Origin of the sequence: Bacteroides sp. AM16-13, assembly GCF_003602705.1 — a bacterium.
Taxonomy (GTDB): domain Bacteria; phylum Bacteroidota; class Bacteroidia; order Bacteroidales; family Bacteroidaceae; genus Bacteroides; species Bacteroides xylanisolvens.
Genome location: NZ_QTLK01000019.1, coordinates 27,778 through 47,251, shown reverse-complemented (window position 1 = coordinate 47,251; position 19,474 = coordinate 27,778). Strand labels below are relative to the sequence as shown.

General features: G+C 38.7%; 11 protein-coding genes. All 11 read left to right on the top strand.

What is annotated here, in order from left to right; all coding sequences use genetic code 11:
• Positions 1-222 precede the first annotated feature (222 nt).
• The 11 genes from DW173_RS15715 to DW173_RS15665 all read left to right on the top strand — a co-directional run bounded on the left by DW173_RS15715 (position 223) and on the right by DW173_RS15665 (position 19,473).
• On the top strand, positions 223-1,254 hold the full coding sequence (locus DW173_RS15715) for a hypothetical protein (protein ID WP_120144738.1): 1,032 nt from the start codon (positions 223-225) through the stop codon (positions 1,252-1,254).
• Entirely contained in the window at positions 1,251-3,635 is a 2,385-nt protein-coding gene (locus DW173_RS15710) for a hypothetical protein (protein WP_120144737.1), read from the top strand. Before DW173_RS15715 ends, DW173_RS15710 begins: the two co-directional genes overlap by 4 nt.
• A gap of 24 nt (positions 3,636-3,659) precedes the next feature.
• On the top strand, positions 3,660-5,066 hold the full coding sequence (locus tag DW173_RS15705) for an alpha/beta hydrolase family protein (RefSeq protein WP_120144736.1): 1,407 nt from the start codon (positions 3,660-3,662) through the stop codon (positions 5,064-5,066).
• Between the two features lie 148 nt (positions 5,067-5,214).
• A complete protein-coding gene (locus tag DW173_RS15700) occupies positions 5,215-6,522 on the top strand; it encodes a Fic family protein (RefSeq protein WP_008023589.1) in 1,308 nt (435 codons plus the stop codon).
• A 248-nt stretch (positions 6,523-6,770) separates the two neighbouring features.
• A complete protein-coding gene (gene araJ, locus DW173_RS15695; RefSeq protein WP_049701424.1) occupies positions 6,771-7,913 on the top strand; it encodes an MFS transporter AraJ in 1,143 nt (380 codons plus the stop codon).
• 116 nt (positions 7,914-8,029) lie between these two features.
• The gene (locus tag DW173_RS15690; RefSeq protein ID WP_004324097.1) at positions 8,030-9,652 is read left to right on the top strand and encodes a hypothetical protein; all 1,623 of its coding nucleotides are present in this window, start codon (positions 8,030-8,032) and stop codon (positions 9,650-9,652) included.
• Positions 9,653-9,936: 284 nt separating this feature from the next.
• Complete coding sequence (locus tag DW173_RS15685) at positions 9,937-12,066, top strand: DUF4906 domain-containing protein (protein WP_120144735.1); 2,130 nt, start codon at positions 9,937-9,939, stop codon at positions 12,064-12,066.
• 21 nt (positions 12,067-12,087) lie between these two features.
• Positions 12,088-15,408, top strand: a complete 3,321-nt coding sequence (locus DW173_RS15680) for a SusC/RagA family TonB-linked outer membrane protein (RefSeq protein ID WP_049701426.1) — start codon at positions 12,088-12,090, stop codon at positions 15,406-15,408.
• A 14-nt stretch (positions 15,409-15,422) separates the two neighbouring features.
• On the top strand, positions 15,423-17,105 hold the full coding sequence (locus DW173_RS15675) for a RagB/SusD family nutrient uptake outer membrane protein (protein ID WP_049701427.1): 1,683 nt from the start codon (positions 15,423-15,425) through the stop codon (positions 17,103-17,105).
• A 1-nt stretch (position 17,106) separates the two neighbouring features.
• Complete coding sequence (locus DW173_RS15670; protein ID WP_004317346.1) at positions 17,107-18,105, top strand: putative zinc-binding metallopeptidase; 999 nt, start codon at positions 17,107-17,109, stop codon at positions 18,103-18,105.
• A 6-nt stretch (positions 18,106-18,111) separates the two neighbouring features.
• A complete protein-coding gene (locus DW173_RS15665) occupies positions 18,112-19,473 on the top strand; it encodes a DUF4302 domain-containing protein (RefSeq protein WP_004324099.1) in 1,362 nt (453 codons plus the stop codon).
• Position 19,474: the final 1 nt, after the last annotated feature.

The window sequence follows — 19,474 nt, the reverse complement described above, 5'->3', positions numbered from 1 at the left end:
CAAATGTTTAATAATGAGGAGTAATGTCCATCCTGCAATTATTCTTATGAATCGAATGTAGCATATATATCAATCAGGGGCTTTATGTGAGTTTACAGATAATAGACAAATTACTTCCGCATTTCGATTGCAAAAGCATCTTTTTTTCATAACTTTGTTCGCAATATCTTGGTTGCCTCTCTTGCGGAATACAATTTAATGAGCCAAGATACCCGATAATATATGCAGACTCAACTACTACAACTGGCTATTTTACTCATCTGCCTGTCCGGATGCACCAATGAACATACCAATACTCCCGCATTTTATATATGGAAAAGCAAATTAAGCGTACAAGATGCGGATACTGCCTACCTGAATACACTCGGAGCCAAAAAGATATACGCCCGGATGTTTGATGTAGACAACAAAGGAAACGGGGTATTCCCTACGGCAGACTATTCGCCTTCGTTTTCTTTGGGTAGTCCCGGCTTTCAGCAAGAGGTAGTCCCCGTTATATTTATCACCAACAAGGCAATCCGGCAATGTACTGCCGCTGATATAGAAAAACTTGCCCGCAACTGTGCCGACCGGATAGATACCTTATACCACTTGCATTTCAACCATCTCCCGACCGAATATCAGTTCGACTGCGACTGGACGGAAAAGACAAAAGAAAACTATTTTAACTTCCTGAACCACATCCGCAAGCTAAGGAAAGGAGTCCCGATAAGCTGCACCATCCGCCTCCATCAGATCAAGTTCAAAGACAAAACCGGAATACCTCCCGTCGATAAGGGAACACTGATGTACTACGCTTCATCCGAACCTACGGATTTCGAGAATAAAAATACCATATTAAACAATAAAGACGCTGCTTCATACATCGAAAAGATCGGTTCCTATCCGCTGCATCTGGACATCGCACTGCCGCTCTACAGCTGGGGAATCGTGAGAAATCCGTTCGGACAGATTAAACTGATAAACGGAGTCCGCAAAGCTACCATCGACGCACGCCCCGACTATTACCAACCAACGAAAGACGATATTTACTCCATACTCCAATCGCACTATATAAACGGAGTATGGGTGAATAAAGACTACGAACTTAAAGTAGAAGAAGTCAGCCCGGAAACACTGCTCGAAGCGGCCAAACTCCTGCGCAAAAAACTACGAAAGGAAAACAGGGAAATCATTTTCTACCACCTGGACAAAGAGATTATCAAGCAATATTCTACCGAACAATTAATCAACATCATAAACACTTTCTCATGAAACATCTGAAACGCTTTATCGCCACACTTGCCATAACCGTACTCCCCTTCCACTCCTACGTCAACGGATGCGGAGGCGATTTTTACGATTATATGAACTACTATAACCTTTTCGACCAGCTTCTTCTCGAGAACAAAGGCCTGCAACCTTTCCTCCTGACGACGGATGATGCATTCTACGGAGAAGACATGGACCCGGACGGGAAACAACAGCAGCCCGACGAAAATATAAACGCATGGATGACATTCTTCAAGAAGAACAAAACCCTTCAGGACATGAATGAAGAGCAGTTCAAAGCATTGCTTTACACCGCTTCCTACCAGTCGTTGAAGCAACCTTCTTCCCCATACATCACCGCCCTGAACAAGACAGATGCAGGAAAGCATACCCTTACCTACCTGCAATATGCGAAAGAACTGGAGCCATACGCCCAACTATCGAATAACGGCGACTGGTGGGAAATGAAACGCACCTCCTCCCCCTCTGAAGAAACATACACCCACTACAAAGACAAAGGACTGGAACTCTACCGGAACTGCCCATACGATGAACTGAAACTAAGGTACGGCTACCAACTCGTACGCCTGGCACACTATATGCGAAATAAGAACAACGAAGCTATCCGAATGTACAACCTATACGTGAAACCTCTCAAACAGGAACATTACATCTACTACGCCGCCCTCGAACAGACAGCCGGTGCCCTCTACAACATAGGTAAACTGGCAAATGCCAACTACCTCTACTCCCGTGTGTTCGACCATTCGGATAACAGGAAAAAAACAGCCTATACCAGCTTCAAAATACAAAACGAAATAGACTGGAACGAAGCAATGTCCTGGTGTAAAGACAATCGGGAGAAAGCAGCCATGTATGCACTCCGGGGTTATAATACGTTCTCCAATGAACTGGAAGAAGTGGAAAATATCCTGAATATATATCCTGAATCACCCTATATCAAGCTGCTCGCCATCCGGTATATCAACAAGATGGAAAGGGATATTCTGACGCGCTACAGTCATTCGGATGCCACCGACGACACAAGTTCATTCATGCAACCTTCCGGAAAAGTACTCGCAGAATATGAGCGTGCACAGCAGATAATCAAAGCGGTAATGAATCACCCCAAAGTGGGCGACAAAGACTTTTGGGCTCTCTACCATGCACATATCTCTTTCCTCTGCAAAGATTACCGGCAGGCAGCCACATTCATCGACTCCCTCCAGACCACGAAGCCCGAATTGCTGAAACAAAAAAGCCGTACCCAATTCAGTCTTTACCTGGCACAACTGAAATTTATCGGTGAAGATGAAGAAAAAAACATCCGGCAATACCTGCAAACAAGCCATGCCGATGAGGACTTTATCAACGAAATTGTCGGTCATCTTTATAAAATGCAGAAAGACTACGGCAAAGCATTCCTTACCCACAACCGCATAGAGAACCTGCGGCAAAATCCGGACCCGGATATTATCAATTCGCTTCTGGCAAATGCCGGGAAAGAGAATGACCAGACGCTATTAACCCAGCTTTACGAACTGAAAGGAACTTATTACCTACGCATGAATAACTTTGCAGAAGCAGCCAAATGGTTTGCCAAAGTTCCGGAATCCTATAGCCTCACTCACTATAAATACGATTATGAAACAGAGAAATATATCCCTACGGGTATCTCCTCGGATGATTTCAACGGCTATTCGGAAATCTCCCCGTTGATATTCAGCAATGGATTCAAGAGACTATTCAGCGTTCCTGCCTCTTCACAACTAACGGACGTGATGTACGAACAGTATCCCTATCTGAACAAAGAACACAATAAGGCTACATTGACCGCCGCCCTGATGCAACTGGAAAAGGAAAGCCAGATGATGACGGAAAAAGGCGCACGGGCTGCCTATATGCTGGCCAACTATTATTATAACATATCTCCTACCGGTTATTACAGAAATATTCCTGCATACTTCACAGACAACTCCTACTATTGGTCTGCATACGTCTCATACGGCACAACAGGCCCAAACTCCATTCCTGATTACAGCAAAGAGTATAATTACAGAGACTTCACCCAGGAATATATGATAGTCGATAATATGGAGAACGCCCTCGCTCTGTATGAACAAGCTGCCACCTACTTCACCGACCGCGAATATAAAGCACGCGCACTGTTCATGGCCTCTTCCTGTACAATGGATCTTTATGCCCAAAACTGGTGGAGTAACTGGAACAATATCCTTAATCCTGATTTCAGCAGGTCGGATGACGAAAAGAAAGTGGACAGCTATTTCCGTCAATTAAAAAAATCATATAGCGATACACAGTTCTTCAAGGAGGCCGTGTACGAATGTAAGTATTTCGAATATTACGTAAAAACTGAACTCTAATTCCCTAATCATCATCACTATAAAATGAAAACAGCAGTATTTAAAACAAAAATGAGAACTCTCGTCTTATTACTGGCAGGGCTGGCTTTATCCTCTTCCTTATCCGCCCAAGATATTTCGGGAGCCTGGCACGGAAAACTTTCCCTTCCCACCGGTTCATTGACTATTGTATTCCATATCAGTCAAACGGAACAAGGCGCTTATGTGACCACACTGGACAGTCCCGACCAGGGAGCCAACGGTATCAAGACACAGACCACTTCTTTCAATGATTCTACTTTAATTATCCAGATACCTATGATTCATGCTTCGTACAAAGGAAAGCTGAACAGTGATAACACAATCAACGGAACATTTACGCAAGGGATGCCCCTTCCGTTGAATTTGAAAAAGAGAGAAGCCAGCCGCCCCAAACGTCCGCAGGAGCCTCAACCGCCTTTCCCTTACAGAAGTGAAGAAGTCACCGTGAGGAATGAACGGGATGGAATTAACCTTGCCGGAACATTGACTCTTCCCGAAAAAGGAACTAAATTTCCGGCAGTGGTAATGGTGACGGGAAGCGGTGCGCAGAACCGGGATGAAGAAATCATGGGACACAAACCTTTCTTTGTCATCGCCGATTATCTGACCCGGAATGGAATTGCTGTGCTTAGATGTGATGACAGGGGTACTGCCGCCTCACAAGGTACTCACGCAACAGCTACCAATGAAGATTTTGCCACAGATACGGAAGCAATGGTGAATTACCTGCGCAGCAGAAAAGAAATAAATGCAAAGAAGATCGGAATTATCGGACATAGCGCAGGCGGAATCATTGCATTCATCGTCGCTGCCAAAGACCCCTCCATTGCATTTGTCGTTTCATTGGCAGGAGCTGGTGTAAGAGGCGACAGTCTGATGCTGAAGCAGGTTGAGTTAATCTCTAAATCCCAGGGAATGCCGGATGTCGTCTGGCAAGGGATGAAGCCTTCAATACGGAACAGATATGCCATACTGCAACAAACAGACAAAACTCCCGAAGAGTTGCAGAAAGAACTGTATGCAGACGTTACAAAAACAATGTCGCCCGAACAATTGAAAGACCTGAATACCATCCAGCAACTATCCGCACAAATCAGTTCGATGACTTCTCCGTGGTATCTTCATTTTATGAGATATGACCCGGCCCAGGATTTGAAGAAACTAAAATGTCCGGTTCTGGCTCTGAACGGAGAAAAGGATATTCAAGTGGATGCCGCCATGAATCTTGCTACCATTCAGGAAAGAATCACCGGAAATGGAAACAAAAATGTAACAGTCAAAGCCTATCCGAACTTAAATCACCTGTTTCAGACTTGCAAAAAAGGAACATTGGCCGAATACGGGCAGTTGGAAGAAACAATCAATCCGGAAGTCTTGAAAGATATCATTGAATGGATAAGGAAACAATAAGTCTATTAATGATATTACTTAGCAAGTACACATTTCTCAATATCACATTCTTTTCTTGCTAATTCTTGCAAATTCTTCAAATATTTGCAAGAATTGGAAAGAAAAGAATTATATTTGTAGACCAAATATAATATAAACAGATGGTATTATGATTGAATTCCCTCCTCAAATAAGTCAGGAAGAATATTTAAAGGTTCTTCTCACTGATCCGCTTGAAAAACTCAAGGCAATCATAGAAAAAAACAATGATAAATATAGTTATTGGTCTGATGTAAAATACCAAAAGGCTCCTGAAGGCATGTCGAGTAAAGAATTATGGTGCTACATAAAAGCATCACGGAGAGCAAAACGAATTATTGTATGGAAAAAATATGGCATATCTATCAGTATAACCAACGCCATGCAGCGGATGTGTCACGAGTTTGATATGAACTTTGGCGGCTCTTGGGGAAGTAATTCAATCATTCCGGCAGAAAACAAAGAACAGTATCTAATTAGCTCATTAATGGAAGAAGCAATCTCCTCCAGCCAAATGGAGGGAGCGGCAACTACCAGAAAAGTAGCTAAGGAGATGCTAAGAAAAAGCCTTTCTCCACAGGACAAATCTCAACAAATGATATTCAATAATTATCAAACAATACGTTTTATAACCCAAAATATACATACCCCACTATCATCCGAACTATTACAGCAGATTCATGTCTTAATGACTGAAAAAACGTTAGAAAATCCAGCAGATGCAGGAGCATACAGAACGAATGACGAAGTAGTAGTGGAAGATGCTATTACGCATGAAGTAGTACATACTCCCCCCTCATACAAAGATATCCCCTCATTTATTGAAGATTTATGCATATTCTTCAATGAAAGTGATTCTAAAGTATTTATTCACCCAATAATCAGAGGCATTATCATCCATTTTATGATTGCTTATATGCATCCGTTTGTAGATGGGAACGGACGTACAGCAAGAGCTTTATTCTATTGGTATATGCTAAAAAGTGGTTATTGGTTAACTGAATATTTATCTATCTCAAGAGTAATCGCCAAATCAAAAAAGTCCTATGAAAATGCTTATTTATACACAGAAGCTGATGAAAAAGATATGGGATACTTTATAGCTTACAACCTAAGAGTACTAGAGCTTGCTTTTAAAGAGCTACAAACTTATATCAAACGCAAATTAGATCAAAAACATCAGGCTTCTGTATTCTATAAATTAGATAATATCAACGAACGGCAAGCAGATATTCTTAGGCTTATTAATGATAATCCTAAAATATTATTCACCGTGAAAGAGCTACAAAACAGGTTTTCTATTACTCATACTACCGCCAAAAATGATATTGACGGTCTTGTGGAAAGAAAACTGGTTGATGAAATATCACTTAATAAAGTAAAGAAAGGATATGTAAAAGGAGAACTTTTTGATAAAACAGTTAAGTCTATCACATAATCTTTCCAATTCTTGCAAATTCCTCAAATATTTGCAAGAATTGGAAAGAAAGTAAATAGCTACAATTTATATATACTACATAAATCACTCGTCATCAGTTTACATCAACATTGTCTAAATTGATTTAAATCAAAATCCATCTCATCGAACTCACCCTGAAAGATTTTGTTTTACCTTTGCAGCCAAAACAAATAAGCGGCAAATAATAGTAAGGTAAAAAGGTAACAGGTATTAAGGTTAAGTTTTGTATGAAGAAGAGTCTTATTGCATTGGCGTTCGGCACACTGGGATTAGGTATTGCCGAATTTGTAATGATGGGAATTTTGCCCGATGTGGCAAAAGATTTAGGTATTAGTATTCCGACCGCAGGGCATTTCATTTCTGCTTATGCATTAGGCGTCTGTGTCGGTGCACCTGTATTGACATTGGCTCGCAAATATCCGCTAAAACATATTCTGTTAGTATTAGTTACCTTAATTATGATAGGTAATATCTGTGCGGCTATGGCTCCCAATTACTGGGTGTTGCTCGCTGCCCGTTTTATCTCCGGCTTGCCTCATGGTGCATACTTCGGAGTAGGCTCTATTGTTGCAGAGAAACTGGCCGACAAGGGTAAAGGTTCGGAAGCCGTCTCCATCATGATTGCAGGAATGACCATTGCCAATCTGTTTGGTGTACCTTTGGGCACTTCCTTAAGTACCATGCTTTCCTGGCGTGCCACTTTCCTGCTGGTCGGTATCTGGGGAATTGTTATCCTATATTATATCTGGCGATGGGTTCCTCATGTAGAGGGTCTGAAGGATACCGGCTTTAAAGGACAATTCCGCTTTCTTAAAACTCCGGCTCCGTGGCTGATTCTCGGTGCTACGGCATTAGGTAATGGCGGTGTATTCTGCTGGTATAGCTACATCAATCCGATGCTTACCAATGTGTCCGGCTTCTCCGCGGAAAGCATTACGCCTTTAATGATCCTTGCCGGCTTCGGTATGGTAGTGGGAAACCTGATTAGCGGACGTCTCTCCGACCGCTACACCCCCGGAAAAGTAGGAACTGCCGCTCAAGCACTTATCTGTATTATGTTATTGCTCATCTTCTTCCTTTCTCCCTATAAATGGGCAGCAGCCCTGTTGATGTGCCTTTGTACGGCAGGACTGTTCGCTGTATCCAGTCCGGAGCAGATATTAATTATCCGCGTATCAAAGGGAGGAGAAATGCTGGGAGCAGCCTGCGTGCAGGTTGCATTCAATCTCGGAAATGCCATCGGTGCTTATGCAGGCGGACTGGCTGTTAATGGTGGCTACCGTTATCCGTCCCTGGCGGGTGTACCATTCGCCCTGATCGGATTTACTTTATTCCTGATTTTTTATAAGAAATATCAGGCAAAATACTAAATAACTAGTAAAAGCTGCCCTACTTTCTGCTGCAAGATAAAATTCACTTTAAAGTCTTGTAGAATTATATTTTTACTCATACTTTTGTAAGGTCTGTTAAGTCTTGATAAATGGGAATGAGGAAAGATACACTTATCACAATTATTATGGGAGTAATTAGTATATTTACTTCTTGTAATCCGCATCCCAATCTATCAAAGGCTGACCAACTAATAAATTTTTATCCTGATAGTTCCCTGACATATTTGAAAGCTATCCAGCATCCTGAAAATATGTCCCCAAAGGATTATGCAAAATGGTGCCTATTAGTAGCTCAAGCAAAATATAACAATGCTCAAAGCTTAGTTCCGGACTCATTTGTTTTTAAAGCTTTTGATTATTTTTCCAAAGACACATCCGACCCGATACTAACAGCAAGAACATATTTTTATACTGCACTTATCAGTAAAGAAATAAGAAACATAGAAGAAGCTGCTCAATACTTATTAAAAGCAAGAGATTTCGCGGAGAAAGCAAATGACTACAATCTAGCATTCAAAATTTCCCATGACTTGTGCGACATCTACTCTAAACAAGGATTATTTGATTATAAGTTAACAGAGGCATGGAGAGGATATAATTATGCACAGATTTCTAAAGATAGTCTGTCTATTTATTATGCATTGGCAGATCTGGGACATGCTTATTCTACCAAAGAGCAAATCGATAGCGCACTTTATTTTTTCGAAAAGGCATTCCCTATTGCTCAAAAAGTACATCCCAAAGCCACCTCTTCTGCTTTAAACGATATATGTTATGCATATATAAATAAAAAAGATTATATTTCCGCACTAAAAATCTGCAATGAGGCCATTGCATGTGAAAAGGATTCAATTGACCGATATAACAATTACATTATCAAAGGAGTAATCTTTCAAGATATACAACAATATGATTCTGCTATCCATTATTTTACCCTAAGTAGTAAAAACCAATATATATATGCAAAAGCACTCAGTTATAGCTATCTGGGAGAAATTTATGAAAAAAAAGGGAACATTCTTAAAGCGTTAGAATTTATCAAAACCTATGAACTATTAAGAGATTCAATAGAAGATCAAAACCAAAGCGTGGCAATTATTAAAATGCAGAATCTATTTCAAAACGAAAAACTGCAGAAAAACAACAAAGAACTATCTAAAAAGATGGAAGAAATTAGTTCTCTTGTATATAAAATAAGTGCAATTGCAGCTTTCGCGTTACTAATTACAGGATTATGCTACTTCATAACCTACAAAAAGAAGAGTGAACGTATACGAAAACAAGAAAGAGAAATATCTCAAGCCAAAGATAAACTACAACAGCAAGCTATAGAAAATCTTCAAAAAGAAGAAAAACTATCTTCACTACAAGCAGACTTTTTACGCAGATTAGTGGCTATCAACATTCCATCTCTAAATAATAAAGCAAACGATCTCGTTATCAAACTTTCTAATGAGGATTTTGCTAATCTGGAAAAAGATATTAATGCTACTTTTGATCAATTTACAGTAAGACTAAAGAAAGAATATCCACTACTCGACAAAAATGAAATTCAGTTCTGCTGTTTAATAAAAATACAATTAGATTTAAATACCCTTGCCAATATCTACTGCAGAAGTAAAGCTGCAATTAGCAAAAGAAAACTTAGAATCAAACAAGAAAAACTAAACATTACAGATAAAAACATCTCTTTAGATGATTTTATTCAAAGATTCTGAAATATCCCTCCTTACATTAACATCTATTCATAATAAAAGGATTTAATTGCCATTTGTCCAATGGTAATCTATACCTATTTACATTAACACATTAATTATTAGCGATTTATATAATATCTATTGTCCAATGCTTTTTTTGTATTCATAAATCATATTCCATAACTTTGCAATATCAAACGTAAGCAAAATCAGATTCTATAATAACATCTTGATTAAACTATTAATATATAATATAAAATGTGATATAGCAAAAAAATCAATATTAATTATTTAAAACTAGAATTATGAAGAACCTAATTTGGCTTAGCGCATATCTTATCATAAGCGCAATTTTCAGTTCTTGTTCAAAAGACGACGAAAACACCTCTATTATTCCGGAAGGAGAAAAAACAAATGTAAATGTATCATTAAATATTGCTCCTATCAACGCAATGGGAACCAATATAAATGATAACAGAACTTCTATTGAAAACTTTTGGTTATTAGAATTCGATCAACAAGGTAAAAATGTTGCAGTTATAAAAGAACTACGATTCAGTATCAACTCTGCAGAAACAGTAGAATTAGTAGCAGGGGCTAATATGAAACTGGTAGTAATTGCTAATGTAGATAAAAGCATTGTTTTCCAATTAGGAAAACAAAACTATGAAGCACTAAAGAATACTATTTATACATTACCAGTCAATTCATCTAACGCAATTCCGCTAGTAGGAGAGCAAGTAGTTTCTATTACCAAAGAAAATCAGACATTAGATGCTATCACATTAGAACGAATTGCAGCTGAAGTAAAATTCACTATCAATAATACCTCTTCTGATTTCCAGTTAACTTCCATAGCATTAAAGAATATATATAAAATGTATTACTTTAGTAAGGGAACAATATCTCAAAGTAATATTGCAGACTATAGTGAAATCCCATGTACTATCGGTGAAGAAAATTATACCCATTACATAGCTGAGAACCTGATGGGAACAAATTCTAGTATCACAACAGACAAAGACAAGGTAACAGATAAACTAGCGACTTTCATTGAAATTGTTGGTGAAAGAATGAGTGAAGGCAATAAAGAAATAGCAACTTTCAAAATGTTCATTGGGAAAAATGAAAAAGATTTCAATGTAACAAGAAATAATGCATATAATTACAATATTAATCTTAATCTGGCAGATGCCAGTGATAAACGCATCACTATTGAAAAGATTCCATTAGAAGGCATTGCAGCTGAAGCTAACTGCTATATACTGAATCCAAATTCAGAACATGAGCTACTGGTTCCTGTGAAACGAGTAAATGCATTTTGGGGAACAGAAGAAGGCGGCTTCAAAACAGATCATATGTTGAATGACGGAAACAACCAAGGAAAAGTAACTAAATGGATTGCCCGTATCATAACAAAAGATAGTTCCAAGGAATTACTGAAATTCACCACCCAACAAGGAAGCTCCGCCAATGATTATATAGGAATCAAACCTACAGGAAACGAAGGTAATGTATTAATAGGTATTTACGACGCAACAGCAGGAGAACCTGCTCAAGACGCTAAACCATTATGGAGCTGGCACATTTGGATTACAGATTATAATCCGGGAGGAGATATTAATGGAATAATTCCTGCAATTTCTCAAAACCCAGGAAAAGCAGATGTTACAGGAGGAGCTATCTACCGTTTTGGGGGAGTTGATAACAATCAAACGAAAGATGGATCCACACAGGCAATGATGGATCGTAACTTAGGCGCACTAAGTGCAACACCAACTGACGGTGCGAAAACGATCGGTATGTATTATCAATGCGGTCGAAAGGATCCGATAATGACTGATTGGAGCCAAATCACTAAGTTAGGAACCAGCTCTTTAGGGGGAGACGTTTACTCCATTCATATCAAAACAGCAAAAGGTCCCGTATCTAAAGAAACAGCTGTGAAAAACCCGGATACCTATTTCTTGGGAGATGCAGACCATTTTACTTATAAAGATTGGTTAATTGAAGGCAGCGGTAGTACTGAACTATGGTACAAAAAGAGTGATGAAAAAACCAAAACACTATACGATCCATGTCCGGCAGGCTGGAGAGTGCCTTATAAGATGAACACTTATGGTGAAATAAACGGAGAAGATGTTGACAATGGTATATATCTTTGCCCTAATAATAGTTCCATAAAAATATTTTACCCGTTTGGAGGACATTTAAATGCCATTACCGGTCAATATCCGGGAGGAAGTTTGTTTGAATACAAAACTGCACAAAATGGTTGGCTAGGCAGTTATCCGGACAATCCTAATAATGCCTATAGTTATCATATATTCTCTGCAACATTAGTGGACGAATATGACGGACCATTCTTTCCCATCATGCCTAACAATGCAGACGGCAGATACTTAGGTTATAGCGTACGTTGTGTAAAAGAATAAATCACCAAAGAAAACAGGTACATGAATAAACACATTATTCTATTATTTATCATATTGTGCATTGGCCTTACAAAGGCCAGTGCACAACATAGTATTACCGGTAAGGTGCTAGATGCTACTAACCAGGAGCCTATCCCATTTGCCAGTGTTACTATAAAGAACGTCAAGAGCGGAACAACTACGGACAATAATGGTAATTTTACCTTAAAGGTCAATAATAACGATATTCTTATCGTCAGTTTTATGGGATACGAAACTAAAGAGGTTAACATTGGAACACAAAAGAAAGTAACGATATTATTATCAGAATCTTCTGTTTTATTGGATGCGGTAGTAGTCACCGGGTTTCAGAATCTTAAAAAAACAACCTTTACCGGCTCTTCCGTTAAAATCAAAGCTGATGATATTAATTTGCCCGGTGAAACAGACATAAGCCGTATGCTGGAAGGCAAAGCAGCCGGAGTATCTATTCAGAATGTATCGAGTACCTTTGGTAGTGCCCCCAAAATACGTGTACGTGGTGCCACGTCTATCAATGGAGAAAACAAACCTTTGTGGGTAGTAGATGGAATCGTATTAGAAGATGTGGTAAATGTATCTAACGACCAACTAGCAAGCGGTGACCCTACCACCCTGTTAGGCTCCTCCGTAGCAGGTATCAATACTAACGATATCGAAACAATTGACGTACTAAAAGATGCTGCCGCAACAGCATTATATGGAGCCAGAGCCATGAATGGAGTAGTTGTAATTACGACTAAAAGAGGAAAAGAAGGAAAACCACGTATTCATTATAGCGGAAACTACACAGTACGGACCAAACCACGTTATTCTGAATTCAATATTATGAATTCAGCCGATCAAATGTCTGTGTATGCAGAAATGGAACGAAAAGGCTTATTAACTTCGGACATTGTAAATAACCAGTCTTCCGGTATTTATGGAATCATGTATAATAGAATCAACACATGGGATGAATCAAAGCAACAATACCTTTTAGAGAATACATATGCAGCCCGTCACAACTTTTTAATGGAACACGCAGCAGCTAATACAGACTGGTTTGATCTGCTATTTACTAATTCCATAATGAATGAACATACATTAAGTGTATCAAGTGGTTCACAAAAGTCGAAATCCTACATTTCATTAGGCTTTTTGAACGATCCGGGATGGACTGTTGCCGACAAAGTGAATCGAATCACAATGAACTTCCGAAATGACTACCAGCTAAATGACAAAATCGGATTTAGTTTTCAAACGGTAGGTTCTGTCAGAATGCAGAACGCTCCCGGTTCATTAAGTCGTTCCAGTGACGTTGTAAGCGGTATTTCTTCACGTAATTTTGATATAAATCCGTTCAATTATGCATTAAACACAAGCCGTGCATTACGAGCATACGACTCAAATGGAGAACGGGAATATTATACACTCAACTTTGCCCCATTCAATATTTTAGAAGAACTCGATAATAACTATATTAAATTGAATGTGATAGATTTAAAAGCCCAAGCCGAATTTAACTGGCAAATTTTTAAAGGATTAAAATACAATTTTACCGGAGCTATCCGCTATGTACGTTCAAAGCAAGAGCATGAAATACACGAAAATTCTAATATGGCAAATGCTTATCGTGCAGCTGGCAATTCTACCATTCGAGAAAACAATCCCTACCTCTACAAGGACCCTAGTGATCCGTCAGCCGAACCGATTGTTGTTCTCCCCAAAGGGGGATTCTATAATACTGCCGAAAACTTATTATTAAATTATGATATAAGAAACTCTGTTAGTTTCAGCAAAATATGGAATGAGAAACATGAGTTCAACGCATTATTAGGACAACAAATCAAATATTCCGATAGACAAACGAACAGCAACACCGGCTACGGATTCCAATATGACATGGGAGGCACTGTTAGTATGAACTATCTTATAATGAAACAAATGATCGAGCAAAATTTTGATTATTATTCAAGAGCTTTGACATACGATCGTTTTGCCGCTTTTTATGCAAATGTTGATTACACCTATGACAGACGATATTCCATTTCCGGAACAGTACGGTATGACGGCTCCAACACAATGGCAAATTCCAGTTCAGCCCGCTGGCTGCCTACCTGGAATATCAGTGGGAAATGGAATATAGGTAATGAAGCGTTTATGAAAGATTTTGTCTGGCTGGATGCATTAGCGCTACGTGCCGGCGTTGGATTAACAGCCAGTATGCCTCCATTATCAAATGCAACACCCATTTTTATAAATTCCAATACTACGCGACCAAGTACGGACATCGAATCAGGCATTGAAATTTACACATTAGGTAATTCTGATTTGACATGGGAAAAGAGTTATCAATCTAATTTTGGTTTTGATGCCACTTTCCTTAAAGGAAGACTCGACTTTTCTTTTGACTATTTTATCCGAAACAGTTTCGACTTGTTAAGTGTAATAAAAGTCTCCGGAGTTGGAGGAGAAAGATATAAATGGGCCAACAGTGCCGACTTAAGCGCCTCCGGTTTCGATATAACATTGTCAGGAAAACCTATTGTAACAAAAGATTTCATGTGGTCAAGTTCTTTCACTATGGGATATTCCAAAAATGAAATCAAGAATTCAATGCAACAACCACAAGTCAACACGTTGGTAGGAATCACAGGAGGAAACAAAAACGGGTATCCGGTGAACGGGCTTTTCTCTATACCATTTGCCGGTCTGAATCCGGAAAATGGTGTACCGATGTTCTATGATGAGAATGGTACTATCACCAGTGATATCAATTTCCAAAGTACTTCAACAGATTACTTAAAATACGAAGGACCGACAGATCCCAAATATACAGGAGGATTTAACAATTCCTTTACTTGGAAAGGTATCTCATTAGATATTTTCTTCACTTTCCAAGCCGGAAATGTAATCCGGTTGAATCCTGTATTTAACAGCAGTTATAATGACTCTCAAGCAACCCCCAAAGAGTTCTTTAACAGATGGGAATTCAGAGGAGATGAGAAACATACTAATATCCCTGCAATAGCTGATAAAGATCTGATATCAGATTTGAGCAGTACTTATCCTTATTCAGCATACAATTATTCAGATATACGGGTAGCGAAAGGAGATTTCATCCGTCTTAAATCATTATCTGTAGGATATACCATTCCGCAGAAGCTTTTTAAATCGTGGAAGTTGTTCTCTGATATTCGTTTACGAGTAACCGGCAAAAACTTATGGTTACTATACTCTGATAAAAAATTGAATGGACAAGACCCTGAATTTGTCAATACCGGTGGTGTAGCCCAACCGATACAAAAACAAGTTATTTTTTCATTAGATGTCAGTTTCTAAATCATCCTTATACAATGAAGAGAATTAAAATATACTTATATATTGGAATCATGTCCTTTTGTACCAGTTGCTCTGACTTTCTGGACAAAGTGCCCGACGAACGTACTCAAATAGATTCTCCGGATAAAGTATCCGCATTATTAGTAAATGCGTATCCTAAAGTTTCTTATGCGGCTATTGTCAATACCCGTTGTGATTACATAACCGACTTCGGAAGCGTTTACTCTGGTGCACAACCAGGGGCCTTATTCAGCTTTATGGGGGAAAATTTCTTATGGAAAGACGTGATAGAAAATGGAAATGATTCCTTCGAAAACTTCTGGACAGGATGCTATGCAGCTATTGCAGTATCTAACCAAGCGCTTGTTTCTATCGATGAGTTAGGAACACCTGTAAGCACAATCAATCAAAAGGGAGAAGCACTCATGACCAGAGCCTTCTCACATTTTTGTCTTGCTTCACTCTTTGCCCAACAATATGACGAATCGACTGCATCGTTATATCCGGGTATTCCTTATGTAGAGAAACCAGAAACACAGCCAGTAGAACAATATGACCGGGAGACAGTGGCAGACACTTATAGAAAAATCACACAAGATTTTGAGGACAGCTATCCTCTTATGACGGATGGAAGCATTTATACAGCTCCCAAATATCATTTCAATAAGAAATCAGCTGCCGCCTTTGGTACCCGTCTTTATCTATTAATGAAACAATATGATAAGGTACTTGAATATGCCAATCAACTCATTTCCATACCGTCACAATTTGAAACATTGACGGATAGTAAAGGAGAACCTCTTAAAAATCAAGATGGCACCCCGCAACAATATATCTCAAAGGATGATCCTGCATTTTCGTTTGTAAGCAACAACTTTCATCCTTTTGCAACAACTTACATGGATGCAAGCGGATATATTGAAATGCGTTCGTATTTCTGCAGTTCTTCCACCAATGCCAATTTATTGATTACAGAAGCATTGTCTTCAATCGCCTGGGGAGAATTACCCTTCTATTCAAGATATGGTTTATCTTCTACTGACATTGGCAAGACAATCAATGCGGATAATGTTACAAATGGCATGTGGGCTATTCCCTATTACGGTACATCCAATTTCTACTTTATACCTAAATTTACCCAATTTACTAAACAAGAATCTTTAGACGCATCCAACTTTTTGCCGTATGCCAATATTCCTGTTTTGAGAATGGAAGAAGTGTTATTAAACCGTGCAGAAGCCTACCTAATGCTTAACCAATATGACAAAGCTATCGCTGATCTAAATTTATATGCCAGCCAACGTTTTGTTATAGCGAGAAGCCCGGCATCAAGCAGATATTATGATTCTAAAGAATTATGTATCACACGGGATAAGATACTCAATTTCTATAAAACCAAACTTAATAATACTGATCACTTTATCAATAAGTACAATCAGTCAGACTCTTGGAGTGATTTGAAAAAAGGTATCCTACTTGCAATACTTGATTTCAGAAGTATAGAGTTTTATAATGAAGGACTTAGATGGTATGATATTGTACGCTGGAATATCCCCGTCACCCATACCCAGGCTAACGGCAGCAAGTCCAGCTTAATGCCGGACGACGACCGAAGGGTACTACAAATTCCGGAAATGGCAACTATTTCGGGAATAAAACTTAATCCAAGAAATAACGTAAATAATTCATGGGAATAAAATGAAAACAACAAATCACATTGCCAAATGGATACAAGCATATTTCATGCTACTATTCTGCATTAGTACTGTTATTTTCACTGCCTGTAATGAGGACAAACTCAATCTTGACCAAGAGATTTATGGATTGGGTGGAAATGACGAGCAAAAAAATGAACTGGATAAATGGTTATATGAAAACTATACCCAAGCTTACAATATCGAAGTGAAATATAAATGGAACAGTTATGAACTGAACACTACCGCCCAACTAGTCCCCATTATGGAACGCTTCGTAAAACCTTCTATGGATATGATTCAACGAGTGTGGTTTGAGCCTTATAAACAATTGGCAGGAGATAAATTTCTTAGAGAAATGACACCTAAGAAAATCATTTTGGTAGGTAGCCCGGAATATAATGCAGATGGCAGTCAAGTATTAGGACAGGCTGAAGGCGCTCGTAAAATTACACTATTTGATGGTAATAGCTACAATCCGAGTGATGCAGACTGGATACGTTCTATCATGCATACCATTGAACACGAATTCGCTCATATTCTCCATCAAACCAAAATGTATGATTCCAGTTTCAAAGATATATCCGCCGGAGATTATAATCCGACAGGATGGACTTCTGAAACGGAAGTAAGCGCATTACTTGCCGGATTCTATTCCGCATACGCAATGTCGGGAGTTGATGAAGATTTCGTTGAAGTGGCATCATTAATTATGGTGTATGGAAAAGAATGGCGTGACTATCGAATTAATTTGCTCAAAAGTTTAACAACGTCTCCTCCTTCAGAGGGAGAAACAGCAGAAGAAACAGCACAGCGTATAGCCCTTGCCAATCAGGCACAAACGGCTTTAACCAGATTACTGGCTAAAGAAGAAATTGTGATCAATTACTTTAAAAATGTATGGAACGTACAGTTTTATGACGACGCAATGGGAAATAAAGGATTAGTATCTTTAGTACAAGATGCTATTAATCAAATTGTAAATGAAAACACTCCAGAATAAATAATTATGAAAATAGTTTATACATATTATCTTCTAACCTGTGTAGCATTGTGCAGTATATTTTCATCTTGCAATAATGAAACCGACATTTATATGGAAAACCCGGATAAACGGATTCAAACTAAAATGCAGGAATATACTGATATACTCACAGGAGCTCCCGATGGATGGATTGCAGAAATAAATACCCAATTAGGAGGTATTCACACCTTATGGATGCAATTCACTGCAGACAATCGAGTATCTATGATGTTCGATTATGTAGAATATTACCGCGACTTGAAAGCAAGTCCGTTTGAAAGTAGCTATATACTCAAGCCACTACAAGGACCAACTATATCATTTGATACGTACTCTTTCTTATCTATCTTTGCAGATCCCAACCAGCTGATGAATGGTGCAGGACAAGCAGGAACCGGATTAGGAGCAGACTACGAATACGAGATTATATCCTACAAAAACGATCAGTTTCTCCTAAAAGGAAGAAAAAACAAAATGGAAGCTACACTGACTAAAGCTACCAATGAGGAAAGAGAGGCCATCAAAAATGGCGCCTTAATGGAAAATCAGGATCAGGCTCCTATCTATCAAAAAAAATACTTCACTTTCAGTTATAAAGGACAAGCGTATGATTTTGTATCTAATGGTAGAAAAACAGGTTTCTTATCCGCTAACAATGGAAATCCGACCCTACAAATAGAAGGTTCTAAAATAGACCTGAACGGAAATATCGTAATGATGAACCCGTTAATCCTTAATGGTTACGAAATTTATCAGTTCAACAAGACATCCACCGGATACACTACACAAGTAGGCAATGATATACTTGAAATTAAAGGAGGTACTACACCAATTGTTCCTCTATTCAATGCACCTCCAGGAGCAATTCATCAGACAATGGTAGTGTACAACGATATGCAAAATCAATGGTCATCCGAATATTTTGATAAACATAAAGCTGCTGTTTCGAATTTATTTGCATTCACTCAAACTCAATTCTATATTGTGTATGTTGCCATACACATGTACACAGACGGAAGTATAGTGGAGATTGGTTATAAAATATATCAAAACGGTTCATTAGGAGCCGATACTTACGGATTCTATTATACATTCAACTATCAGAAGAATTCAGATGGTTCTATCACTTTTGGAGATTATACACCGTTCGATACAAGCAATCCTAATCACGAAGAGTTCGACAAATGTCTGTCACCTATTTTAGATGGTTACTTTAAAAAACACAAATTCTTCATTAAAAGCTGGCCGGCTTTGTACAACAATTCCAGCCAATATGTGATGTCCTCGCTAATTCCTGCAGAAGATAAGACACTTGGTGTCATGGTAGGCGTACCTATGACGTTCTAAA